The sequence below is a fragment of the Pedobacter suwonensis genome, assembly GCF_007833675.1.
Classification (GTDB): domain Bacteria; phylum Bacteroidota; class Bacteroidia; order Sphingobacteriales; family Sphingobacteriaceae; genus Pedobacter; species Pedobacter suwonensis.
This window is the reverse complement of sequence record NZ_CP031708.1, coordinates 613,089-636,644: the sequence shown is the minus strand read 5'-3', so window position 1 is coordinate 636,644 and position 23,556 is coordinate 613,089. Positions and strand designations below refer to the sequence as shown.

The following is a 23,556-nucleotide window of genomic DNA, read 5'->3' as shown; positions in this document are numbered from 1 at the left end:
AAAACTGTCTCCATACTGAGGCAGCTTCTTTTTTTATGATATGAACTTTTGTAATTCATGTTCATACTTCGAGTTGATCACGCCTCATCCATTTACATTTAAGGGTAAAATATATGTATTGATTGACGGTGGTACTTTTTCGACAGGCAGTTTACTCGCTGCGAATTTAAAAGCCCTGAAAAATGTAACATTTGTTGGTGAAGAAACAGGTGGCAGTAAAAACGTATGGACGGCTTTGACGCTCAAAAGCCTTAGCCTGCCTACGAGTAAGCTGTTGCTCCGTTATGGAACGCTTCCCGCTTTTTTTGGTGACATTACCCGTATTGACGGCAGAGGTCTGATGCCGGATGTTGAGATTACTTACCAGATTGAAGATGGGCTGGCTGCCAGAGATTTGGAATTGAATTGGGCGTTGAAGGATATGGAGAAAAACATCAGCGGGCGATAGGTTGAAACGTGATCCACATTTCTAAACCGGCCGGTATATGCTGATAAATTTTTCATGTTTTAAATATCCAAAAAAGGTTTCTGTTATTTGCCTTTCCGGAAGACTACCTGGATTCTTTCGTTATTAAGGCAAAATTGCTAATGATTTTCTTCCTGCATCCGGTATCCCTCTTCCAGCCTTATGATCCGAATGCTACTTTGGGTTCAATTTAACTGAATAAGCCTGCATCTGCACTTCGGCTAAACTTTCCGTTTCGGTTAAATATTTCCCCGATTCTGTTTACTCCGTGGCCGCCGGTTGATGCAACTTTGTCCTTATAAAATCAGAACAATGAAAATCGTATTAACAGGTTCTTTAGGGAACATCGGAAAACCACTCACTACATTACTGGTAACTGCCGGACACCAGGTTACGGTAATCAGCAGCAAAGAAGAAAGAACTGCTGAAATTAAGAAATTGGGTGCCAGTGCAGCCATCGGAAGCATTCAGGATGCGGAATTTTTAAAGGAGACATTCAGAGTGGCCGATGCCGTATATCTGATGGAAGCCTGGGAAGGCATCGGAAGCGTTTTTGATCAGGAGATCGATTTTTTGGCTGAATTTAAGAAAATTGCCCGTCAGTACGTTAAGGCCGTTCAGGATTCAGGAATTAAAAAAGTCATCCATTTAAGCAGTATTGGGGCGCATTCGGCGGCCGGAACCGGCAGCCTCCTGGTTCATCACCATGTGGAGCAGATTTTACAGACGCTTCCGGAAGCGGTTTTCATCAAGTTCATGCGTCCGGTCGGATTCTTCAGCAACATCTACCGTTGGCTGCCGACGATACAGTTGCAGGGGAAAATCATTCAAAGCTACGGCGGCGGACGAAAGGAACCATGGGTTTCGCCCTATGATATTGCAGCCACGATTGCAGAAGAGATGGAAAAGCCCTTCCGCGGAAGAACGGTCCACTATATTGCCAGCGATGAGGTGTCTCCTGATGAAATTGCCGCCGCACTGGGACAATCCATTGGCAGGGATTTGAAGTGGGAAATCATCCCCGCTGAACAATTGCTGGATCAGATGCTTTCTGCCGGCATTAACGAATGGATTGTCAAAGGGCTGGTGGCCATGCAGCAGGCCCAGGGAGACGGCAGCTTATATGAAGATTTTTATGCACACCAGCCGGAATTCGGACAGGTGAAATTAAAGGATTTCGCCAAGGAATTCGCCGGGGTATTTAACAAAAATAAAATAATTGGTTATGAAAACAGCATTGATTACAGGCGCCAACAAAGGTGTAGGACTTGAAACCGCCAGACAGCTTTTAGAGAACGGTTATTTTGTCTTCATCGGAAGCCGGAATATGGAAAACGGGGAATCGGCGGTACGGCAGTTTCAGAAAGAGGGCTTTGAAAATATAAAAGCGGTGCAGTTGGATGTCACCGACCTGAATTCGGTGGAAGAAGCAAGAGCAGAGATCGGAAAGCAAACGGAGGTTCTGGATGTGCTCATCAATAATGCAGGCATTAACGGCGGGATGCCGCAGGCTGCCCTGGAAGCTCCGGTTGAAGCTTTTGATAAGGTGATGGATACCAATCTTTACGGCGTGATCAGGGTAACCCAGGCATTTATGGACCTTCTCCGGAAATCAGCGGCACCCAGAATTGTGAATGTTTCCTCCAGCGGCTGTTCCCTCACACTGCATTCTGATCCGGACTGGATGTATTACAGCCACAAGGCAGCTGTTTATACCGCTTCAAAGGCAGCCATGAACATGTATACCATCAACCTGGCCTATGAGCTCAGGGATACCGCCTTCAGGGTAAATGCCGTTTGCCCGGGCTTCGTGGCAACGGATTTCAATAACCACCGCGGTACCGGAACGGCAGCGCAGGGAGGTAAACGGATTGCCCGATACGCCATGATCGGAGCGGAGGGGCCTTCCGGAAAATTCATCAGTGAAGAATATAATCCTGAAAACGGAGAGACCCCCTGGTAATTAATTCGCTATTTTTGAGACACCAACCCCAGAAATGAAATCATCTTCCGGCTGCGGGTTTTAAATTTTAAAAGATGAAAAGCAAACCCCACAACCTGCATAACTTCCGTTCACTGTCCGAGTTCCATAAAATGTTCGGGTTACCGAAGCCCGAACACCCGCTGGTGAGTTTTATCCGGCTGGAAGACATGAGCTTGCCCGATGAGGCCTTACCGGATTACCTGGTGCTGGATTTTTATAAAATCGCCTACAAGGATACGATGGGGAGGGCCAGGTACGGCCAGCACCATTACGATTTTGGCGAGGGCGGACTGGTGTTCACCGCTCCCGGCCAGCGCTTTGAAAAACCTGTTGCCAATAAAGGAAAAGGATGCCTTATTTTACTCCATCCCGATTTTTTCCTTTCCTATCCTCTGGCAAAGAAAATCAGGCAGTACGGGTTTTTCTCTTACGCGGCAGATGAAGCGCTGCACGTTTCGGAAAAAGAAAAAAGAACCCTGTTTTCGGTCTTCGATATTATTGATGAGGAACTCCAGGCAAGGACCGATGATTTCAGCCAGGAGGTGGTGATCTCGCAGATCGAACTGCTCCTCAATTACTGCAGCCGCTATTACAAGCGGCAGTTTATGACGGATAAGGCAGCGAATGACCACCTGATCGGAAAGTTTGAGAAGGTGCTGGATTTTTATTTCCGGGATGAAGCGCAGTTGGAAAACGGTTTGCCTTCCGTACAGCACGTAGCCGACCGGTTAAATGTCTCGGCCGGTTACCTGAGTGATATGCTTCGTTCCTTAACAGGCCTTAATACCCAGCAGCACATTCACCACCGTTTTATCGAAACGGCAAAAGAGATTTTGTCCACCACTGATGTTTCGGTCTCGGAAATCGCCTACCGGATGGGATTCGAATATCCGCAGTCCTTCACCAGACTGTTTAAAAGCAAAACCGGCCGGACGCCTCTGGAATTCAGGCAGGCTTTCAATTGAAATCAAATATCGTATTAAAGAAAGATATAGCTGCGATCAGCACCCAGGCAGTTCAGCTAAAAAGTTGCAAAGGGCGTCCCATTGGAAGAACCTATAGAGATTTATTAAAGTAAAGCTTTTTTAAGAGGATCTGTAAGTGGACTAAATCTGTTGAATAATTTTGCATAACCCGCTCATTAACATCTTCTTGAGCCTTGCCTGGTAAATGGCAGGAAAAAGTCTTTCTACTGTGTCCGGGGTGACGCTGCTCTGCGATTTGTTCCTTAAATGAATGCGACTTTAGCACTGGCCGTCCATAAAGCTAAACCGCTGTCCTCATGGCTGTACAGGATTGCCAAAACTTTTCTGCTATTGGGATGTTAAGCGGTAGATCGCATAACAATGAGGTGGTTACGGATAGGCAACATCATGTGCAGCATCAGCGAAGAGCTTGCCGTTTCCATCGCATGGTAAAGCAAAACTTTATATTTTTAGCACGCATTCATGGTTAATCTTTTTTTAAACCTCTTCTTCGCCTTTAGTACAGTTACTAATCCTTTAAACCCTGTTGATCAGGCTGTTAAACCTTTAACCGCTGCAACGGCGCCGCCCCGTTTTGAAGGGACCTGGAAATATGTAGTGATGGGCGAGCAGGGGGTACCCGAATCGCAGTTTACGCTGACTTTACACCAGGAGGGGAACCGGGTAAAAGGACAATACTGTGCCATTGCCCAAAGTGGGGGGAAAACGGATTGTGACCCAGACGTCATCTATAATCTGACCGGCACCATCCAAAAAGGAAAGCTGATCGGGAAATTTTACAGCTTTTTTGGTATGCCAAAAGACAAAGGAAGTTTTGAACTTTCTTTTTTGCCGGGGCAGCGTTTACAGTGGACAGTGACCCATCCAACCAAAAGCGTATACTACGCACCTGAACACTGTGTTTTGAAACCGGTAAAGCAGCCCTGAGCTTCTATTTTTAAAATTTGAAACTTATTAACGATTCTTAGGATTTAATAAACTGATTGCCAGTTTAATGGCTTTTTGCCTGATGATTTGTTAATACTTTATGCCATGCAGCAGGCAAACAAAACCTCACTGCCCGGGTTTGCTATGGTAAAATCATCATACTATGAGTAAAATGACACAAACATCTGATATTGAAAAATTCATTGAAAAATTTGAACCATCCAAGTTTAAACGCCTGGCCAGGGGGATAGAGGTTCGCGGAATAAAAGATCTGAACAAAAGCATTGTGTATGCCAATGAAGTGATTGAAAAGCTGAAGCTAAAACTTTCAGTTGCGCACAGCGCAGAAATGGCCATGTACGGCAGTTTCGAAGTGGTATACCAGAATGCCGGTTAAAAATGGATTTTAGGGTTTTTAGCCTGATCGGTACCAGGAAAACGTTTGTCGGGAAATGGACAGGCGTTTTTCGTTTTTAATGGAAAAGGAGTGAAAACCATCCCGACCGGTTAAAACCACCAGCTTGTTTTTACTGTTGTAGAAACATGGAAACACCGGTACCCGGATTTTTGATCTATCCTGATTTTATCAGCGAAGCGCTGGAACAACAACTAATAGCTGAAATAGATGCGCAACCCTGGATGGTGGATTACGCCAGGCGGCTGCAGTACTATGGTTTCCGCAATGAGCTGGAATCACCCTACGCGCTTATTGGCATTCCGCTGCCCATCCCGCCCGCCATTAGCGAAGTTGCGCGGAAAATATTTACCGAAAAAAATCTGGAGCATGCCCCCGATCAGGTGATCATTAACGAATACCAGCCGGGTGAAGGCATCAGGCCCCATAAAGACCGCAATTATTATGAAAACCAGATCTGTGGCCTCAACCTGGCAAGCGGCTGCATGATGCGCTTTACCAAGGTAAAAGACGGGGAGGTGGTTGATATCGAAATACCAGCACGATCGCTGTACATCATGCAGGATGATGCCCGTAAAAAATGGAACCATGGCATTCCGCCAAGAAAAAAAGACCTGATAAATGGCATGATCAGACACCGGGGGCGAAGACTGTCCATTACCTACCGCAAGGTAAAGCCATCAAAGGTGCAACAGATGAATCCAGAGGGCAGGGTGGCCGCTATCCTGCGCGAAAAATTTAAGCTGACGATTGTCGGAGGCTAGATTTACCCTATCCCTACCAGCAATTGCTTTGCTGAACATTGGATAAGGGCAATGAATTTTTTGATGACCTCAGGAGCAATAAACTATATTAAATCCACATCAAATTCATGTTGCCAGGGCCCGCCCAGGTAAGAAAAAACCTGAATGGCCTCAATGCCCACGTTAAAACTTTCGAAATTGCTCTTCAGCGCATCAAACAGGAGCCTGGCCGTTTCAGGGTTTACCTTATTCTGGATGGTCACATGTGGCCGGTAACCCTGCCGGTCCTGCGCGCTGAGCGTCGCGTAAAAGTGTTTGGCGAGTAGCTGGTGCAACTGTTTTATTTCAGCACATTCCACCCGGTAGGCCACCCCGCGCCCCAGTGTCATCAGCCCCGTTGCTTTGGCTACGAAACGGGGAAAGCGGAAGGCTTTAAGAAAGGATCTGGTTTCTTCGGTGTTGGGCAGATAGTGAAATACCATCAGGTGTGCCTCCAGAAAATTCCGTTCCGGCGGAAAATAAGCCCTGCGTTTGACATCAAAAAATGCCTGGCTTTTTTCATCCATTTTTAGGGTTACAATTAAGGGATTGCTCATGTATGATCGGGTAATGAATCAAGGAAACGCCCTCAGGCATCAATGCATTTTACTTTTTTTTAGTTGTAAATGTAAACGGGCGATGGTATGGCCTTAAAACAACAGCTGAACAAAAAGGTGTACAGGATTGTTTGTTTAAATGAAAAGCCTGACGCCTTTTGATAAACTTTTTGTGCCGTTTGGATGTTAAAGTTAGCAAACAGCATAACAATGCAGTTATGGATAAATTTAGCTTAATGGCCCTTACCACTCATACCCTATACCCTGAACAAACATGGGCACCGGGTAACCACTATTACCGGCATCATTTTCTGGAAAGCATCCCTGCGCGCAATGAAGGCGACCGGGACATGACATTCATTGTGCGGGACGGCACCGATTTATTGCTTTTTGCACAGTCGGCAGCGCGCTTTTGGAAATCTGCAGGTAACTGCCCCTACGCTTTTAAAGGAACGGTGCGTACCCGAAAGGGGAACTGTTTTGCCACATTTGATTATTTGGCAGAAAATGATACTGACGTGAATTGGGTGACAAAACGTTAAACCTGACCGATACAATTTGATTTTGATATCTATCCTATGTACAAATAAAATGCCTGCAATTCCCTTATTACAAGAGGTTACAAACGTGATCAATATGGTGATAACAATTAGCTTATGTTGATGAGGATAAAAACATTAAAACTGATAATGGCTTTGGTCCTGACGAGCGTTGGTGTTAAGGCCCAGCCTTTTTTGCTTAAATCGGGCGCGGAAGCCAAGCCCTTTTTGATGAACATTTATTATGGTACGGGCGGAAAGGGTGCTTATGTAAAATACCTTGGGCAGCAGGGCGTAATTCCCCTTCGGCTAAAAAGCCGGAAGACACAGGGAGAAGCCCCGGCAGTACAGCTTACTTATGTTTGGGATGAAGTATTGGACGGAAAAGTGACCGGAACCTACCAGTTAAGTGAGCAGGCCAATCAAGTTTCAGCTGCATGGTACATACGCAACAAAGACCAAAAGCGATTTAAACTGGAGCAGGTGAAGAACCCGGAAGCGGATGCGGAAAAGGCAGGTTACCTGTTGCATGGAGCGCTCATATCTTTTTCGAAAGGGATGGATGACCGGTTAACGTTCCGCTATCCGGGTAAACTTACAAAAACAGCACGGTTACCCGGTTTTGACAGTCCGGACCCACAACGTAAAGGAACTATAGCCGATTATAATTTTGACGGTTATGACGATGTGGCATTTTCCATTCCGGATGCCGGGATGGGGGTATACCGCACTTTTACCATTTATTTGTACAACCCCGTATCAAAGCGTTTTGAGCGACTTGCTGAACCTCAGGATCCGCGCGCTAAATGTACCGGATTTTGTGATGTAACCTTAGATCAGAAAAATAAACGGTTTATTACCGCCTGTAGGGGTGGGGCAAGCTGGTGGACTAATGTATATCAATATCAATCCCGAAATCGACTCGTTTGGCTAAGCTCCCGAAAAGCAGCAAACTAAACACTGTTGATTAGGGGCCATCTCGCTGATCAAAACCGATTAGAGCTTGAATTGGATTACTTAGTTTAAAGGCGTTAAAAAAAGCCTGATCAGGATACACCCCATTAACATGGAATGAGGCTTAATTTTTTCAGGCCGGCCCGGAAATAAAACCGGACCATCGTACGAGGGTGAGGGCAAGCGGATGGTTGAGGAGGTTTAATTTACTTCATCAGGTGATTTATGACCTGGTAACCGGTTCTTTAATTCAAATCATCTATAAATAGCTGATAAACAGGTTGGAAATTCATCATTTATAAAGCGATCAGTTAGCTAAGGCAATTTGTTCTAATTCCAGTACCTTTCTGAACATGGGATCGTTTTTTAACAAAAAGTTTTTCCCGAATATATCTTTGCTTATTGTTCTTAGATGCAGATTTTCAATGGGATAGGATACCGGGTATTCTACATGGTTCTGGAAAACATCCTCAAGCTTTTTGATGCCGGTAAAATCGACCTGCGGTTCTACCCTGAAAATAAATTTGCTGTAGGGCAGCATTTTGATGAGTACATCGGCCTGCAGTCCGCCCAACAGATCTGGTGTTTCGCCAATGCTGATCAATTGTTTGGCATTTTGCGCCAAACTGGAAAGATTACTGGCCGAAGAGTAAATAAATTTATCCTGGAGGATATAAATCTTTCCGTTAAAGGGAAACCTGGCAAGATCTGGCGTTACAAAATTAAAAGATTGTTTGATGAAATACATTTCCTGCGATTTGAATTGAGGTACGCCGGGATTAAAGGTTTTGTTATTGCTGTTGATGACGGAATCGCGGTTGAGGTGATATTTTTTCCGGGTTTCGGAACTGAAGTTCCGGCCGACCACAACGTCCTTCTTCAAGGTATCGCTCAGCAGTTTCTTTAAAAAAATATTATAGGTTTGGTCTGAGCCGCCGCCGTTGCCCCTGATATCGATGACCACGCTGTTTACAGGGTGCCGGGCAAAAATAGCCTCCATGCGCCGTTTAATCATATCGCCCAGTTCCGTGCGCATGGCCGGGAGTTTGGCATAAAATATACCTTCCTGTTCAAAGTAATGGGTTACCACCGTATCGGTCTGGCTGAAATAACCATAGTGGTTTAGCTTTTTGGCCAGGTAGGTTACGGAGTCGTTTTTGTGGATGTTCAGCTGATGCCGCCTGCATTGCTTATCCACAAAAGTCATTCTTAAAGTATCCTGCTTATAGATTTCGGCCGGCCAGTAGAAATTTTCGTCATAAACCCGGTTATTTACCCTATCCCAGCGCAACGGAGCATAAAGTTGGGTAAGGGTGGACACAAACTCATGGATATTTTTGCCATTGCAGCGAATCAGTTCCATGCCGGCAGGGTAGGCTTTACCTTTGTAGCTGAACGGCATTAAATTATAGTACGATCCTGAAGTGTAGATCAGGTTAAGATCTGCCTTTGAATAAAAACTTTCTTTGAGGTATTTGACGTACTTATACATATTTTGAGTGGATGCACTATCAAAGGATACAAGGCCGCCCGGGATCCAGTATTTCTTTGCAATATCCAGCAGGACCGTATTCAGCTGACTTGTATGCCCGTCTTGTGCGGCATTAAGTGTCTTTTTAATGATATGTAAATACGCTTCCATAGTGGTTTTTGGACCGATCTGTTTTCTTAAGCGGGCGGCGTGCCGGCTGAAATCGATTCCCCTTACTTCTTTGTTAAAATAGATGACCGGACTTACCTGTCTGATATAGGAAACCAGCGTATCGTGCTCGGCGCGCATTTGCTGCTCCGTTAACTGCGGTAAAGCATCAGAAGATGGAGCGGGGTTTGGGTATTGCTTTTGTTTTAAAGCACAGGAAGTAGCCAGACAAAAGGCCAGCAGGATGAACAGGTATCGCATATCAGATGATTTTCCACAAAGGAAAAGCATTAGTGGCAAAAGAAATTGTAAAAATCATTCACCTTGCTTTTCCTGGTAAATCCAGGTAAGGGATTGTTGCTGTACAGATACCATATTCAGCAGTTTCTTGGGCGAATAACCGGTAAAAGTTTTAAAATCTCTTATAAAATGCGCCTGATCATAGTAATGGTGGCGTAGCGCAACCGTTGTAAGCGGATTTGGTGTAGTGGTCAGGTCGTGTAATGCTTGCCTGAACCTAATGATTTTGAGGTATTTCTGTGGGTTTTGACCCAAACCGGTTTTAAAAAGCCTGAAGAGTGTGGTATCGCTGACTCCAAGTTTTTGACAGAGCATTTCTACACTTATATTTTGGCGATGTGGCTGCGCAAGCGACAAATGGTAAAGGGCTTCGCTGATTTTTGCAATGCGGTGTTCTTCCAGCTGATGCAATAACAAAGCTTCAAGCCGACCGGCTTGCCTGGCAGGATCGGTTTCGCCGAACAGCTGTTCAAGAAAATAGGGCTCTTTGGGTTGAAAAAGTTGTTCAAATACCTGGCCGGCATGGTCAATTTCATCAAAGTTGAGCCGGGTAAAGGCTTTTAAGGCAGCTGGATGGAAAATCACACAGATCTGATCCAGTTCCTGTTGGATATCTACCCGGAAAGGCATGTGATGAAAGCCATAGATGCGGCTGGTAAATTCCTCCCGGCCTGCCCGGATAACACAATGGTTCAGTTTTTCGTGACGCTGGTGGTTGACCTGGTTGTGCCGGTAAATGGCCAGGCACAAATTGTTATTGGGAAAAGTAGTATACTGAACAGGTAGCTGATCTTTTTTACGGAGGAATAAAAAATATTCTACATATTGCTTTAATACCGGGTTCTCGGGTTTTAGGATGGTGGTTTTGAGCAGGCTTTTCTCCATATTTTTGCTGGCATTCGGTATAAATCGTGCGCGAAGCAGATTTAAGGGGCTAAATTATGGATTAAAACTGAATACGAAGTAAAGATATGCTGCAGTACTAGGTGAATAGCGATCCTGTTTCTCCTATCAATAAACGGCAGCAGGTTTTACGGTTTTACCGCGCCGGGTTTTGGCTTTCGTAAATAAATTGTAAGCACAAACACGGCAAATCCAAAAAGCCTGGCCGGATAGCAGGATGAAAAAACTGAGGCTGGTAAAACAGCCGGTTTAAAATTTTGACTTTCTCAACCAGTGCGTTTCGGTTAAAATTGTTCCTGATCTGGTATAGCTGTTCCCGATCTCCATCCCTGAAACGGAATACATCCCGGGTAAGTGTTACCGGATTGATGGAAGATTCGACCTGATATCTTTTTAACAACAAGTCTAGTTTTTGAAAAGCATGAAGTAAAGAATCCTGTGGTAATTGATAAAGGAGCTGGTAGCGGTTTATGGCGCTTTGCCGCTGCTGTATTGCAATACCTTCTACCTCAACCGGGCTGATTAATGTTTTGTTTTCGAGAAAGACACAGATGCTGTCGTCAAACCTCGGGTTGACTGCAGCCCCTCTGAATACGATTTCGGTACTATCCTTGCGCACGGTTTTGGATAGGATTCTTTTCTGGAATCCCTGCTGATCGAGACCCGGCAACTCAACGGGAATGTTGGTGGCGCTTTTTAGTTTATTGTAAGCTGAGGTAAGCATTTTCAAAGTATCGATGCTGTAGTAGGCCGATTCCAGGCTGTAATATGCTTTGTTTGCCGGATCATAAAAAACAGTATCCCTCACTTCCATTACCGGGTAGGGCTTAGGATACAAAATATTGGTTACATTGAACAAGGTTTCTGAATTGTAGTGCGAGCCAGGGTATAAAAAGGGATTTAAGACGTTTAACAGCCTTTTATCTGCATTGAAAGTTTTTGCCGGTAACTCCTGTTTAAGTTTAGCGTTCATGCCAAAGTTATAATTCATGAAGAAGCTTAAGGATAAAAACACGATGAACAGCAGTATAGCCCCGATTTTGATCAGATTTAGTCCGCTATACCTTTCTCTGGCATGATTCCGGATCAGCAGAATGAGCACAGTCAATAAAAATAAACCGCTGATAAAAAAGTGAGAAATGGATACATCATCGTAAAACTTGAAACGGTAAAATTCCGTGTAAATGTAGATCTTACCGATCCCCACAAACCTAAAATAACCGTAAATAAAATAGGCGAGGTGTATGAAGCCCAGCACGATAATCGATTTGATAAAAAATAACTTCAATGTTTTGTTGATCATGATATTGAAATGATTCTTTTGAAATAACACTTTTTCCGGCAATGGTAACTAACAATTCAGTTGATTAAATGTTACAGATGAACAGAAAAATAATTAAATCTATAGGTCATTATTGGTTAAACCCATTTAACATTAGGCAGTATGAGTTACGATATTTCCCTTTACCGGATTGAAACCAAAGCAAAACAGCAGGCCATACCTGATGAAGGCTTTTTTGAAAACACTGAAAATCTGGTTCCCTTTACAGCAGCGCAGTTTGAAGCGTTGAAAGAAAGATTATTGAGCTATGGCTATATGCTATCGGATGAAAACAGTTATGGATTGCATTTTAATCATCCGGACGAAGATTACGGAACGGCTTTATTAACCAAAGCAGCGGTTTACTTTACCGCGGGCTGGAATAAAGATTCGATTTTCGAAGTCGGCATTACCGTTTCGGAATTTACAGACTCTGGTGAATATGCAAAATACGATGTGCAGCAGGGTGAATGGGAAACCTGGGAATAACCGGGGTGGGTAAATACAGGAGGCGAAATTGTTCGGTATTTTAGCATATCGTTAATGCACAAACTTAAATCTATAGCAACACCAATGGCGCCGGATTAAGAATCTTTCATGTTTTTCGCCGCATTGGTAGAAATTATAAATTGTAATGCCATCCCGGCAATTTGTCGTTATATTTGCGGCAGAGATGAAAAGCGAGCAGATACAGGAAACTTTCGGAGATATTGATATTTATTTATTCGATCAGCTACTAAAAGGTACTTACAATGAGTGCAAAACCGTTTTGGATGCCGGATGCGGAACAGGGCGAAACCTGCTGTACTTTTTAAAAAGTGGTGCACAGGTTTATGGAGTAGATCGGGATCCTGAAGCGATAATACAGCTTAAAATAGCGGCAAGTGTTTTTCCTCACATCAATCCGGAAGAAAACTTTAGCATTGCTCCTGTAGAACAATTGCCTTTTGAAAATGAAAGTTTTGATCTGGTGATCAGTTCGGCCGTACTGCACTTTGCCATGAACCAGGAACATTTTGAAGCAATGTTAACTTCCATGTGGCGTGTACTTAAACCAGGCGGGTATTTTTTCTGCCGCCTGGCTTCAGAGATCGGTATCGAATCACTGGTCCGTTTTATCGGGAATGGCAGGTATATGCTTCCTGACGGATCAGAACGCTTTCTTGTTAACCAGGAGATGCTGGTGAGGCTTACGAAAAACCTTGGCGGGCAACTTCACGAACCGATTAAAACAACCAACGTACAAAACAGCAGGGCCATGACCACCTGGTGTGTACGGAAATCATAGCCCGGTTTAAACAGCCTGCAGCGCCGATCAGTAGTATGATTTTCCTTTACGGATTGAAATACCGGATCCGGACATGATTGATCGGGAAAGTGTACTGGCTCAGATTCAGGCCCATTAAATTTCCCTGTTAGTTGACTTTAACCAACTCAACCCTTCGATTTTTTGCCTTGTTCTCTTCAGAATCATTGGCCACCAGAGGGCGCTCAGCCCCGAAGCCCCTGGCCGAGAGGCGCGACTTTGCGATATGAAGCTTTACCAGCGCGGCCAATACGGCATTGGCCCGATCAGCCGACAGTTTTTTGTTGTGGGCGGCCTCACCAGTATTATCAGTATGCCCTTCGATGCTGATTTTCAGGTTTTGATCTTTGTTTAGGGCTTCGGCAATTTGATTTACGGTTTCTGCACCAGCAGTTGTGATGCCGGATTGATCGGTATCGAAATGAATATACAGAATAGACTTTCCACGGTGAGCAAGATCCTTTATAATCGAGTCAGCGGTGATTTTGCCAATGGTTTGGGTAAGTGCTTTTTGTTGCAGGATATTCAGCTTTGCGCCAAGATTTGTAGCTGAATACTGCACCAGGATATTCCCTTGTTCTTTACTTCGGATGGCATAAACATTAATTTGGTCTCCATCATAGCCAATGTCTCCTTCGTCACCTTTATTCGGATCTTGTTTATGGTAACGTTCATATTCCTCACTTGTAATGGTTCCGGAGTAAACTTTAACGGCGCCAACGGATTTAAGGTAATTATCTACGCTGCTTTCAAAATAGTGCTGAGAGAATTTTGTTCCCTCCTGACCGATGATGTTAGCCTTGTATAATTTGCCTTCAAAGCCTTTCATCACCCCGTTAATGGGGAAGAAGCAAATGTCGAAATCATTCAGCAGGGGTTTGTTCATTTCTGCTAGTCCTTTGGGCAAAGTGAAAAACGGAAATACGCCGAGATCGGCCCTGGTATAAGGTATGGTTTCGAAGCTAAATGCTGGTGTAGTGTCTGGTTTAACCTGTTGCCGGGCTGCTTGTTCCTCCTGTTGAGCAGCCTGTACATTATTTTCTTTCGGCTTTTGTTTACAGGAAATAACAATAGCGGCCAGTGCGAATAAAAATCCAATTTTTTTCATCGGTACATGAATTTTAGTTAAGGGTAAAATGTCAACTTACAAAATTGCCTTTGTGGTGTAAAAAGGGATTTAATTTCCCGATTTGACCAAAAATGCTGTAGCGAATTTAGCTGTAAAAGTTAAACATCGTTACAAATCCACACCGGTATCTTCCCTTAATACTGAAAAATACCGGAATACCAGTAGAAAAAAATACCGCAATTAAACCATTTTTTACCCAATGATTTCCTGCACTTATTATGCAACATGATAATATCCAAAATCGTTTTCAGAAGGTAAAATTTGAATTAGTTGATTGCAGTTCCAGCGCATGACCTTTTAACTGATTCAATGCATTGCGTAACCGTTGTGACAAACATTTTATAGAAATGGATGTTAGTGGTTAAAAATAATTTATGAAAAAAGAGATACAGAAAACATTGCTTTTTTTAACCCTGCTGCTTAGCACGGCATTGATGGTTTCATCTTGTAAGAAAAATGGTGCAGGGGAGGAGCAGCCGGAAACTGCCGCCACGCTAAAGCGCAAAGTGTTGGGTAAATGGGAATTATCTAAAGGCTTAATTACCTACTACGGCGCCAATGGCCAGGTGATTAACCAGGAAGATTTATCAGGAACTAAACCTGCTCCGGTTTGGGATTTCAGGGATAATGATATCCTTTACCAGAATGACGGCGGCAGGGAAAGGACATTTGCTTACCAGGTAGCTATTGATGCGAACGGTAAATCAAAACTGATTATTGACACGGATTATGATTTCAATGTGAACGTTGTTGATCAAAGCAATATGAAACTGTTTCTGGAACGCAAGTTGTCAGATGACCAGGAGGGCACGATTAGAAGGGAAACAATGGAAATAGAATTTAAAAAACTGTAGCTGATCTTTCTTGATCGCCTGAAAATATACACGAGCGGAGTTTGCAACAACCACTGGTTTTGTGAATTTAGGAGGGGTGGATTGAAAATTAAAAACATTGCCTGCCAGCGGCTGTTCTCCATCTGTATGCTTTAAAAAATCAATAAAATTAAAAACCTATGAAATTCGTAAAAACAACATCCGCAAATGGCGAAGAAATTAACCTGCACTATCAAGATCTGGGTACGGGTACACCGGTAATCCTGATCCACGGCTGGCCACTCGATCACCAGATGTGGGACTATCAGTCTACCGCGCTTACCGATGCCGGATTCAGGGTAATCAGCTATGACAGAAGAGGCTTTGGTAAATCAGACAAACCACTAACGGGTTACGATTATGATACACTGGCTGATGATTTAAAGGCACTGGTTGATGAGCTTGGCCTGGAAAACGCGGTACTGGCCGGATTTTCAATGGGTGGCGGAGAAGTGGTGCGCTACTTTAGCAAACATGGTGGTAAAGGCATTTCGAAAGCCATTTTAATCAGTTCTATCGCGCCCTTTATGCTACAAACGCCCGACAATCCGGATGGCGTGCCGCAGGAGAAAATAGATGAGATTACAGCAGGGCTTATTGATGACCGCCCCGGCTTTTTAGGCACTTTTTCCAAACAGTTTTATGGGCAGGGACTACTTAATAAACCAGTAAGCAGCGAAAGGCTGGCCACTGACCTGAACATTGCAATGCAGGCCACCTTAAAGTCGACCCTGTCTTCGGCAGCAGCATTTTCTTCTACAGATTTGAGGGCCGAAATGTCGTCGATACAGGTACCTACACTGATCATCCATGGAGATGAAGACCAGACCGTGCCAATTAAAGCCACCGGCGAGCAGGCTGCTAGGCTTTTGCCTCATGCAGAATATCTGGTTTATGAGGGCGAGCCGCATGGCCTTTTTATTACTGCAAAAGACCGGTTGAATGCAGATCTGATTGATTTTATACGTAAGTAACCTTTCTTTAAATCAGGCAGGAACCAAACCGCCCTGCCTGAACAATTTACTGCTCAATGAAAAGATGGTAACGGATGTACCGCTAACGGTTTAATCTAACATCTTCAGCCCATTATTTACCGGCAGCATCAGAATGATGGTTTGCATGCTATTCTATAGCAGCCGACTATTGGTGAAGGCGGTTTACAAAAGCGATAAGCTGATTGTTTTAAGCCCGGAACAGGCCATTGCAGCGGCTGGCCAGGCTTAGCTATAAATAGCCGTCTGGTTCAAGATAACCGCTGCTGGCAGGTTGCCGGGCAATTAAATCCTGAAAATTCAGATTGCGACTTTATTTTTTCGCCGTTTTGGGGGCCAGGGTAAGAAACATCCTTTTACCTTCGAGTTTTGGCAATAGTTCAACCTTGCCTACTTCTTCCAGGCCTTGCGCAAATCGCAGCAATAAAATTTCGCCCTGGTCTTTATATACAATTGAACGGCCTTTAAAGTGAACAAAGGCACGTACTTTTTCGCCACTTTCGAGAAAGGAAACGGCGTGTTTAAGTTTAAATTGAAAATCGTGATCGTCAGTATTCGGGCCGAAACGGATATCTTTGATGATGGTCTGTTTGGCTTTACTTTTAATCTCCTTTTGTTTCTTTTTCTGTTCGTAAAGAAATTTACTGTAGTCGATGATCCGGCAAACGGGTGGGATGGCTTTCGGTGAGATTTCAACCAGATCCAGATCCAGTTCTTTAGCCATTTGGAGTGCCTGTGTGAGCGGGTAAATGTTGGTTTCAACATTGTCGCCCGTTAAACGCACCTCTGGTGCGGTAATCAGCTCATTTATTTTATGTTCTGCTTCTTTTTTTCTGAAGGGCAAGCGTGGCCCCCTGTAAAATCCTGCTTTTTTTAATGCCAAATTTGAAAAGTTTTAGTGAAAAATTCTGTTAACGGAGCAGTTAATCTGGACAATAATGGTAATATAGCCTTTTTAGCGGAGCTAAGCAAGCTGATAGCGAAATCATGACGCTGTAAGTACTTTTGTATTTCCGCTGCAGAACCAGCCAGAGGATGTGGGTAGAATCCTGACTCAGCAGTTGCGTCTTTTTAGCTGGTCGTCTCTTCGGTCATCACCTTGTCTTCAATCCTCATCGCTTCGAAGGTAATGAGCATAAAACCTGAGATCAGCAGCACAAGGGCTAAAAACTGCAATAGTTTTTCTGTACTCTTGGTGTTTACCATCCTGTCTGCGCAGGTAAACCCGTTGATTCCGGTTAGTTTTCTGCGTTTGTTTTTTCGCCAGATGGCGAAGATGAAAATAAATGCCCCGAAAATTAGCGCTAAAATGCCACTGATAAAGGGCATTGTGGTGAAATTAAAGGTTTCTTGTGTTTCTATCATATAAAACAGACGAATAGAAAGCTAAAAAGTTTAAAAAAATATATTTTTTGCTGTTAAACCAGACTTCATGTGAGGGCTTTCTGATATGCCATTTGGCATCTTCTGCGCTTTCCTGCCACATTTATTGAGCGGAATGGATGGTAACTGGTTTACACCGGAAGGCTGGTTCTGGCGCTCCCTACTGGTTTGAACTTGTTTAGCTATATACGATAGGCGTTTGATGCAATAATCAGGAACGGGCTGAAGCAAAATACTTATAGGTTTTAAGATTTATTTCGTTTGATCCAAACATATTTATGCGCACCCTGTTGTATTTAGAAATTATATTTAACTATGGAAAATACAGAAAAAACAGTTGAAATCTTAAACGACCTTATTCAGATCAACAATGATAGAGCAGATGGTTTTGATAAAGCAGCAGCCGATTTAAAAGAGGAAAACATTGATTTAAAGGCAACTTTTGAAAAACTATCATCTGATAGCCGCGACAACGTGATAGAACTGGCCGGGCTGGTAGGCAGAAATGCTGAAACTCCTGACACTGGAAATACTATTTTAGGAACTTTGCACAGGGCATGGATTGATATTAAAGCAACCTTTGGTGGTGATGACAGACACAGTATCCTGGCGGAGTGTGAACGCGGTGAAGATGCGATTAAAAAAGCATACCGTGATGCACTTGCAGAAAATGAGCTTGGAGAAAATGTTAGATCGGTATTGTTAAAACAGCAGGAAGGCATTAATACCAGCCATGATGCAATCAAAGCATTGCGTGATGCCCACGCTTAAGCGATTGAATTTTTTAAAGATAAAAGCCGTCAAAATTAAATTGATGGCTTTTTTTGTATTGGTACCAAATGTAAAAAGAATGGTTAGCCTTTATGGCAACAGGTATCATCCTCATTTGTTCGAACCTAAAAGTAAGATGCAGCTGCATCACGGCAGACTGGATGGAACGGTGAAATAAAGTAAGAGGCTGGTGCTGCCCCTCAGCTTTTTACGAACATCAGCCGATCTCTGGCGTATTGTTGTTTGAACGCCTTGCTGGGAAACGATAGCCTGTAAATCCGTATTCCGTTGATATGCGAATTTTTTGAGTATATGGTATCCATAAGGATTACCTGATCTGCAATAAGCAGAATGTCGAGCCCGGTTGATTTAGTGAGGTAAATGATGGTGTGCTGGTCCAGGTTTTTTGGCGACTGGTTTAGAAAGCTGTTTTTTGCCGATATTACCAGGGGAAGCGCTGCATTACCATAGTGTTTTAAGGCGCCGGCGATGGCATAATCATTAGTTAAAATTACGCTGGCTTTGCCGAATGTACCCGGTTGCCGGCTAACTGCTGCTACTCTGGTGGTCAGGTGTTCCCAATCTGTCATGTCGGCAAAAAACTGTGGCATTTTACCATAAGAGCCATCCTCATAACGAAGCGGTCGGGAAAAACCGGTTAGCCTGACCATTTCAGACAGGTAAAATTGATTACCGTTAACAGAAAATATAGGAATAACTACCGGAAGGCTGAGCAGTGCAAAAACATAAAGCATACCGGTAAACGTGACTTGATAAGCGGTTTTAAAGTGATTTAACATGCGCTCCCAGCAATATCCACCGTTAGCAAATAGCAGGGGGAAGAGTCCCAGTCCGTAATAGAGCTTGCCCTTTAATACGGATAGTACTGCAATTACCATTAAAGATGCGATGCCCAGAAATAAGTATTCTTTGCTTTTAGGGTTGGTGATCAGAAAAATCAGGCCTGCAGACCATACCGCTACCGATGCGCCGTGAAAGAAAAACAGTTGCAGCAGGTAATCGCTGAGGTCAACGTCAAAGTTCGTCTTCGCTACTTCGGCTGTGAATTTAAAAATAGGAAAGCCTTGTTCTATTTGCCAGGCGATATGTGGTGCTAAAATCAACAGGAAAACAAGGGCAGGTGGCAATAGCTTTTTCCAGTGGGGAACATGGGTTCGCTGCCCGCAAATTAACCAGGCAGTGAGTGCTGAAAAGACCAATAACAGGATGCTGTACTTGTTTAGTATGCCGAATGCCAATGCCACTGCCATAAGCCATAAGAAAGGAGTTTTACGGCTTTTATGGTAGGCGATGAGGGCGAAGGATAGGAGGGCCCAGAAGAACTCATCAAATACAGCCGGTTGCAGGAGATAGGAAGTTGCTAAAAATGCCGGCGAACAAATGATTGCGGAGCAAGCGATGGTGATGGCCAAACGTTTTCCGCCCAGGAAGTAAGTCATATAGCCCGTGATTACGACGGTTGCAGCGGAGAAAAGGCAAGGCAGGATTCGGTAGCCGGTTAAAGATGAACCGAAAAGCAGATTGGATACATGCGCGATCCAGGTTACAAATGGTGATATATCAGGGAAACCCCATTGCCATTCCTTTCCGAGTTCAACGTAATAAATTTCATCAGCATGATAGCCATATCCTTTTAAGGCAATTAAATGGATCAACAATTTTAAGATTCCGAAGAATATAATCAAGAGATGAGGTCTCCAGATGCTGCGGACTAAATCCTGGCTACTGGAAATATTAACCATTGAAGAGGGGAAATTGGGTAGCGTATTGATTTCGATGCTGCAGATTCATATCTATTATAACAGCAAAGGGGTAAATTGGTTTAAAAAGGATGTAATTCAGGTATGAATATTCAGATTTGGACTATTTCAGCGCAAAGCAACACAGGTTGTACATGGTTGCTTATGCGTAAAACTTTTGTGCAGACTGTAAAGTAAGTAATCCGGGCTATTCTCCCATTTCTGGTAAAGCCTGTATAAATTTTAAGATTGCTGTGCTGCTATTATTCGAATAATGTTTGGATTACGTGAATACCAAATCTTGTATAGCTGGGTATCATGATGAGTAAAATCACACACATTGCTGTGTAAGGGATTTTGGTAAATTGGATAACTATAGGTCAGAAATAAAAAACGAGCCTGTTTCAACATAACAGGTTTAGCGCTGGCCAAAGCATAAATTTGCGGGTATCGTTATGTTCAGCTTGCCAGGACATCTTCATGATTTGGCAGGGACATATATGGTTTGAGATTACAGCTGCAGTCCGTTCATTTTACCAAAAATCAGCTGAGAACTAAACGATGTCGTTAAAAAAAATATTTTATAATATTGAATAAATACATTAAGTTAGTATTAAATCTACAAAATCAATATTATGAAAAACACAAAACTATCTATGCTGTTATTGGCGGGATCGCTGTTACTTGCTCAGGCCTGTAAAAAAACGAGTAACGATGAATTAAATGTTTCGGTAGAAAAAAAAGCTTCGGAAATAAGACAGGGCTATTATTTGGGATCGTTGATCAGTTATGAACGAATTGACGGTAAAAATATCTTCAACGGCGATATGGTCATTCCGGATGAACAAATCACTACAAAACTGCCGGAAGTGACAACTGAAGGACACGGACCAGCCGGGGCATACAAGTGGCCAAACCATAAAGTTTCCTATCGGTTTGCGGCCGGATTTACCACTGCGCAGACCAATACTATATTAACCGCCATGGCCGACTGGACTGCAAAATCGGGGATTATATTTGAAGCCGTAACTTCCGGCTACTACCTGACGATACAGCCTGGCAGTGTAAATAATTGTACGGTAGGTTATGTTAGCGGTGCCACGATGAATCTTTCCAATCCGGAAGCTAAAGGTATTGTTGTTCATGAGTTAGGCCATGCTATCGGGTTACACCACGAGCAGCTACGTGCAGACCGTGACTCCTATATTTTAGTAAAATGGGACAATATAAGTGCGTCAGCTCAATCGGGTTATAATAAACTTACAGGTATGAATTATGGAGGGACGACATTTGATATCAGTTCCATTATGCTTTATGGATCATACAATGGATATGGTGCAATAAACAGCAGTCTTCCAACCACGACCAGGTTAGACGGTTCTACCTGGATTGATAATTCATGGAGTGGTACAAAATCACCATCCACCAAAGATGCCAGCTGGGTAAAAACTATTTATGGGATTTAGTATCCGATTTTTGCCAATTGCTTAAACCGATGTTAAAATGTCGCATGACATTAATTACGCGGGAAATGAAAAACGGGAACCTATCCTAAGATAGTTTCCCGTTTAATCTAAATTAACGCTCTCAAATATATAAGCGTAATTTTTTGCTATTTATTGTGCCTGGTGAAAAAAAATTGTCAGGTTTTATCAGCGGAATAAAAAAAATCTTTAAGCTTAGCGAATGACATCATTTTTTCACCCTGGCCAAATACCTTTTGTTGCCAGGATGATAAGCTGATAATGTGTTTAACTGTGTCCGGCAGCTGCAATATATTCGGGATCCACAGGTGGAGCCGTATCAGTTGGCGTATTTTCAAGGTAAGACTGTTCCAGTTCACCTAGTAAATTTTTAAGCGTACTGATCCTGGTGATCACCTCATCCTTTTGTGCTGCACTGTGCTCCGGGGCACCATCCATGGCATTTATGGTGTCTATAGCGTAATCCATAAACCCTTTTGCATTTTCAGATAATGTTAAGTTTTCCATAGTAGTAACTGTTGGTCTGCATTTGGTGCAGGCGCTACTATAAGACAAATTTTTTGCGGTTTGGTTTGGACGATACTCAAAATGCCTGTTCTTTGGCGTGTATTCCTGTTTTAAGAGGTCCTTTTTTGTGTGGCCTGGTTTGTAAATGGCCCCTAAACAGTTACGGGCATCAAAAGGTACGAGGGAAAACAGGCTTTAATCCATTGCCGGCTCAGTTTTCGCCCTGCCCGTTGGCTGGCTTTCATAGGCGCCGTTTCTGTAATCCTGCTGAAAGGCGCCGTAATCTGCACATACCAGGGCGGCCTGTTCGGTGGCAATATTAAGGATTTGTTGCTGCCACCCTGCCTTGATGGCAAAAGCTTTCAACTCATCTTTTGTAGCAGACCCATCCATGCCCGAACTCCTGAGTTGCGAGGATGCGGTAAGCATGCCCATATCATCAATTACCTGGTAAAGTTTACGGTATTCTTCTTTGATGAGTTTAAACTTCAGGGTGTCTTTTACGGGCTGTAATTCCTGAACAACGTAGTCTTCGCCTTTGAACGTTGCAGTAGAAAGCAGTGACGCCGAAACATGTTGCATGCGTTTCTGCACGGAAACAATGCGCTGGGCCTCATTTTCCCATGTGGGTTGCTGAATGTCCAGATAAGGGGAGAGAGAGGATGGGTAGGCTTGTTTCATATCAATGAGCAGGTAGCGGTCTTTTTTGCGTATGCTTTTAAGCAGAAAGAGGTAGCGTTTTTGTCCCAGGCTTCCTGTTCCGGCAAGGCGGTAAACAACATCTTTCACCCGGTAGTTATATGGGCTATCGTTGTTGTGCGACAACCAGTTTTCCATGTGGTTGATTAATTCGGCTTTTAATTCTTTTTTTAGTTTAAAGTGCCGCTCATCGCTGGTATCCAGCAGCAGTTTCCGCCCTTTTTTTAACGTCCTTTTCTGCAATAGCTCGTCTGCAGAACTCCGTTCCGCACGTTTTAGAAAATCACCGGTAATGCCTTTGGATGTTCTGGGATCCAGGTCCATGGCTTTTCCACCAATCAGGGTGGTACCATAGCTTTTCAGGAATAGGGCAGCCATATTCATGGCTTGTTCCCCATCGATCTCCAGGGTTTGGAAAGCAATAAAAATGCTGGTCACCAGACGCACTACTTCCCATAGTACCGGTGCCTTTACCGCTTCATCGAAATCGTTGAGATCAAAGTATACCAGTTTGTTATCCCCTTTATAACTGCCAAAATTTTCGAGGTGCAGGTCGCCGCTGATCCAGCCAACTGGCGATTTGGGCATTGCTTTTAGTTCAGCAATCCTTTCGTAGAAAAGATGGCAGGTACCGCGGTAGAACCTGAATGCATTTTCGAGCATTGCGCTGTATTTAAGCCGGGTGATTGAGGGCAATCGGTTTTTGTTGAATGCTTTTATTTTATCTGAACGTGCTGACATATATTTATCACTTATAGCTAGTACAAACTGATGGGCATAATGGTTTTGGCTTTGTGCTCAGCGTTGTAGCCGGCAAGGCATTTTTTAACTTTCATTTGCGGTGTTAGCGGCAGTGGCCATCATTTATTGGCCTTTTGCA

26 protein-coding genes are annotated in these 23,556 nt (G+C 43.6%); 16 read left to right on the top strand and 10 right to left on the bottom strand.

From position 1 onward, the window contains the following. The first annotated feature begins 40 nt into the window (after positions 1 to 40). From DV942_RS02520 to DV942_RS02490, 7 genes are all read left to right on the top strand, one after another. A complete protein-coding gene (locus DV942_RS02520) occupies positions 41 to 448 on the top strand; it encodes a S41 family peptidase (protein WP_145855044.1) in 408 nt (135 codons plus the stop codon). A 330-nt stretch (positions 449 to 778) separates the two neighbouring features. Continuing rightward, positions 779 to 1,738, top strand: coding sequence for an NmrA family NAD(P)-binding protein (locus tag DV942_RS02515; RefSeq protein ID WP_145855042.1), 960 nt, complete (start codon positions 779 to 781; stop codon positions 1,736 to 1,738). Then, positions 1,692 to 2,429: an SDR family oxidoreductase gene (locus tag DV942_RS02510; RefSeq protein ID WP_145855040.1), complete on the top strand. Its 738-nt coding sequence runs from the start codon at positions 1,692 to 1,694 to the stop codon at positions 2,427 to 2,429. Before DV942_RS02515 ends, DV942_RS02510 begins: the two co-directional genes overlap by 47 nt. Positions 2,430 to 2,503: 74 nt before the next feature. Next, positions 2,504 to 3,415, top strand: coding sequence for a helix-turn-helix domain-containing protein (locus DV942_RS02505; protein WP_145855037.1), 912 nt, complete (start codon positions 2,504 to 2,506; stop codon positions 3,413 to 3,415). A gap of 483 nt (positions 3,416 to 3,898) precedes the next feature. After that, a complete protein-coding gene (locus DV942_RS02500) occupies positions 3,899 to 4,363 on the top strand; it encodes a hypothetical protein (RefSeq protein WP_145855035.1) in 465 nt (154 codons plus the stop codon). Positions 4,364 to 4,526: 163 nt separating this feature from the next. Continuing rightward, entirely contained in the window at positions 4,527 to 4,760 is a 234-nt protein-coding gene (locus tag DV942_RS02495) for a hypothetical protein (protein WP_134203675.1), read from the top strand. Between the two features lie 146 nt (positions 4,761 to 4,906). Continuing rightward, positions 4,907 to 5,542: an alpha-ketoglutarate-dependent dioxygenase AlkB gene (locus DV942_RS02490; protein WP_145855033.1), complete on the top strand. Its 636-nt coding sequence runs from the start codon at positions 4,907 to 4,909 to the stop codon at positions 5,540 to 5,542. Between the two features lie 83 nt (positions 5,543 to 5,625). On the opposite strand, the gene DV942_RS02485 is transcribed toward DV942_RS02490, so the two are convergent. Beyond that, the gene (locus DV942_RS02485; RefSeq protein WP_145855031.1) at positions 5,626 to 6,117 is read right to left on the bottom strand and encodes a 2'-5' RNA ligase family protein; all 492 of its coding nucleotides are present in this window, start codon (positions 6,115 to 6,117) and stop codon (positions 5,626 to 5,628) included. Positions 6,118 to 6,335: 218 nt separating this feature from the next. Between DV942_RS02485 and DV942_RS02480 the strand changes: the two genes are divergently transcribed. Together DV942_RS02480 and DV942_RS02475 are read left to right on the top strand one after the other, a co-directional pair. Then, positions 6,336 to 6,659 (top strand): hypothetical protein, encoded by a 324-nt coding sequence (locus DV942_RS02480; RefSeq protein WP_145855029.1) that lies wholly within the window; start codon positions 6,336 to 6,338, stop codon positions 6,657 to 6,659. 120 nt (positions 6,660 to 6,779) lie between these two features. Next, on the top strand, positions 6,780 to 7,613 hold the full coding sequence (locus DV942_RS02475; RefSeq protein ID WP_145855027.1) for an XAC2610-related protein: 834 nt from the start codon (positions 6,780 to 6,782) through the stop codon (positions 7,611 to 7,613). A gap of 304 nt (positions 7,614 to 7,917) precedes the next feature. On the opposite strand, the gene DV942_RS02470 is transcribed toward DV942_RS02475, so the two are convergent. From DV942_RS02470 to DV942_RS02460, 3 genes are all read right to left on the bottom strand, one after another. Next, the gene (locus DV942_RS02470; protein WP_186462406.1) at positions 7,918 to 9,510 is read right to left on the bottom strand and encodes a S41 family peptidase; all 1,593 of its coding nucleotides are present in this window, start codon (positions 9,508 to 9,510) and stop codon (positions 7,918 to 7,920) included. Positions 9,511 to 9,564: 54 nt separating this feature from the next. Continuing rightward, the gene (locus DV942_RS02465) at positions 9,565 to 10,434 is read right to left on the bottom strand and encodes a helix-turn-helix domain-containing protein (protein WP_145855023.1); all 870 of its coding nucleotides are present in this window, start codon (positions 10,432 to 10,434) and stop codon (positions 9,565 to 9,567) included. A gap of 154 nt (positions 10,435 to 10,588) precedes the next feature. Then, positions 10,589 to 11,755, bottom strand: a complete 1,167-nt coding sequence (locus DV942_RS02460; RefSeq protein ID WP_145855021.1) for a hypothetical protein — start codon at positions 11,753 to 11,755, stop codon at positions 10,589 to 10,591. Positions 11,756 to 11,896: 141 nt separating this feature from the next. On the opposite strand from DV942_RS02460, the gene DV942_RS02455 reads away from it, so the two are divergent. Further along, a complete protein-coding gene (locus DV942_RS02455) occupies positions 11,897 to 12,262 on the top strand; it encodes a hypothetical protein (protein ID WP_145855019.1) in 366 nt (121 codons plus the stop codon). A 184-nt stretch (positions 12,263 to 12,446) separates the two neighbouring features. Further along, positions 12,447 to 13,061, top strand: coding sequence for a class I SAM-dependent methyltransferase (locus DV942_RS02450; RefSeq protein ID WP_145855016.1), 615 nt, complete (start codon positions 12,447 to 12,449; stop codon positions 13,059 to 13,061). Between the two features lie 127 nt (positions 13,062 to 13,188). Here DV942_RS02450 and DV942_RS02445 read toward each other — a convergent pair whose 3' ends face one another. Beyond that, positions 13,189 to 14,187, bottom strand: coding sequence for an OmpA family protein (locus DV942_RS02445; RefSeq protein ID WP_145855014.1), 999 nt, complete (start codon positions 14,185 to 14,187; stop codon positions 13,189 to 13,191). A 395-nt stretch (positions 14,188 to 14,582) separates the two neighbouring features. On the opposite strand from DV942_RS02445, the gene DV942_RS02440 reads away from it, so the two are divergent. Next, positions 14,583 to 15,062 (top strand): hypothetical protein, encoded by a 480-nt coding sequence (locus tag DV942_RS02440; RefSeq protein ID WP_145855012.1) that lies wholly within the window; start codon positions 14,583 to 14,585, stop codon positions 15,060 to 15,062. 158 nt (positions 15,063 to 15,220) lie between these two features. Beyond that, the gene (locus DV942_RS02435; protein ID WP_145855010.1) at positions 15,221 to 16,054 is read left to right on the top strand and encodes an alpha/beta fold hydrolase; all 834 of its coding nucleotides are present in this window, start codon (positions 15,221 to 15,223) and stop codon (positions 16,052 to 16,054) included. Between the two features lie 331 nt (positions 16,055 to 16,385). Here DV942_RS02435 and infC read toward each other — a convergent pair whose 3' ends face one another. Continuing rightward, on the bottom strand, positions 16,386 to 16,955 hold the full coding sequence (gene infC / locus DV942_RS02430) for a translation initiation factor IF-3 (RefSeq protein ID WP_145855008.1): 570 nt from the start codon (positions 16,953 to 16,955) through the stop codon (positions 16,386 to 16,388). Between the two features lie 188 nt (positions 16,956 to 17,143). Beyond that, on the bottom strand, positions 17,144 to 17,437 hold the full coding sequence (locus DV942_RS02425; protein ID WP_145855006.1) for a hypothetical protein: 294 nt from the start codon (positions 17,435 to 17,437) through the stop codon (positions 17,144 to 17,146). 333 nt (positions 17,438 to 17,770) lie between these two features. On the opposite strand from DV942_RS02425, the gene DV942_RS02420 reads away from it, so the two are divergent. Then, positions 17,771 to 18,226: a PA2169 family four-helix-bundle protein gene (locus DV942_RS02420; protein WP_090979836.1), complete on the top strand. Its 456-nt coding sequence runs from the start codon at positions 17,771 to 17,773 to the stop codon at positions 18,224 to 18,226. 43 nt (positions 18,227 to 18,269) lie between these two features. Beyond that, entirely contained in the window at positions 18,270 to 18,404 is a 135-nt protein-coding gene (locus DV942_RS23955) for a hypothetical protein (RefSeq protein WP_280525551.1), read from the top strand. Positions 18,405 to 18,426: 22 nt separating this feature from the next. Here the strand turns inward: DV942_RS23955 and DV942_RS02415 are convergent, their stop codons facing one another. Then, complete coding sequence (locus DV942_RS02415) at positions 18,427 to 19,905, bottom strand: ArnT family glycosyltransferase (protein ID WP_186462405.1); 1,479 nt, start codon at positions 19,903 to 19,905, stop codon at positions 18,427 to 18,429. 716 nt (positions 19,906 to 20,621) lie between these two features. Here DV942_RS02415 and DV942_RS02410 point away from each other — a divergent pair. After that, on the top strand, positions 20,622 to 21,452 hold the full coding sequence (locus tag DV942_RS02410) for a M12 family metallopeptidase (protein WP_145855002.1): 831 nt from the start codon (positions 20,622 to 20,624) through the stop codon (positions 21,450 to 21,452). Between the two features lie 285 nt (positions 21,453 to 21,737). Here the strand turns inward: DV942_RS02410 and DV942_RS02405 are convergent, their stop codons facing one another. Beyond that, positions 21,738 to 21,977, bottom strand: a complete 240-nt coding sequence (locus DV942_RS02405; RefSeq protein WP_145855000.1) for a hypothetical protein — start codon at positions 21,975 to 21,977, stop codon at positions 21,738 to 21,740. A gap of 195 nt (positions 21,978 to 22,172) precedes the next feature. After that, a complete protein-coding gene (locus DV942_RS02400) occupies positions 22,173 to 23,417 on the bottom strand; it encodes a DUF2252 domain-containing protein (RefSeq protein WP_145854998.1) in 1,245 nt (414 codons plus the stop codon). Positions 23,418 to 23,556: the final 139 nt, after the last annotated feature.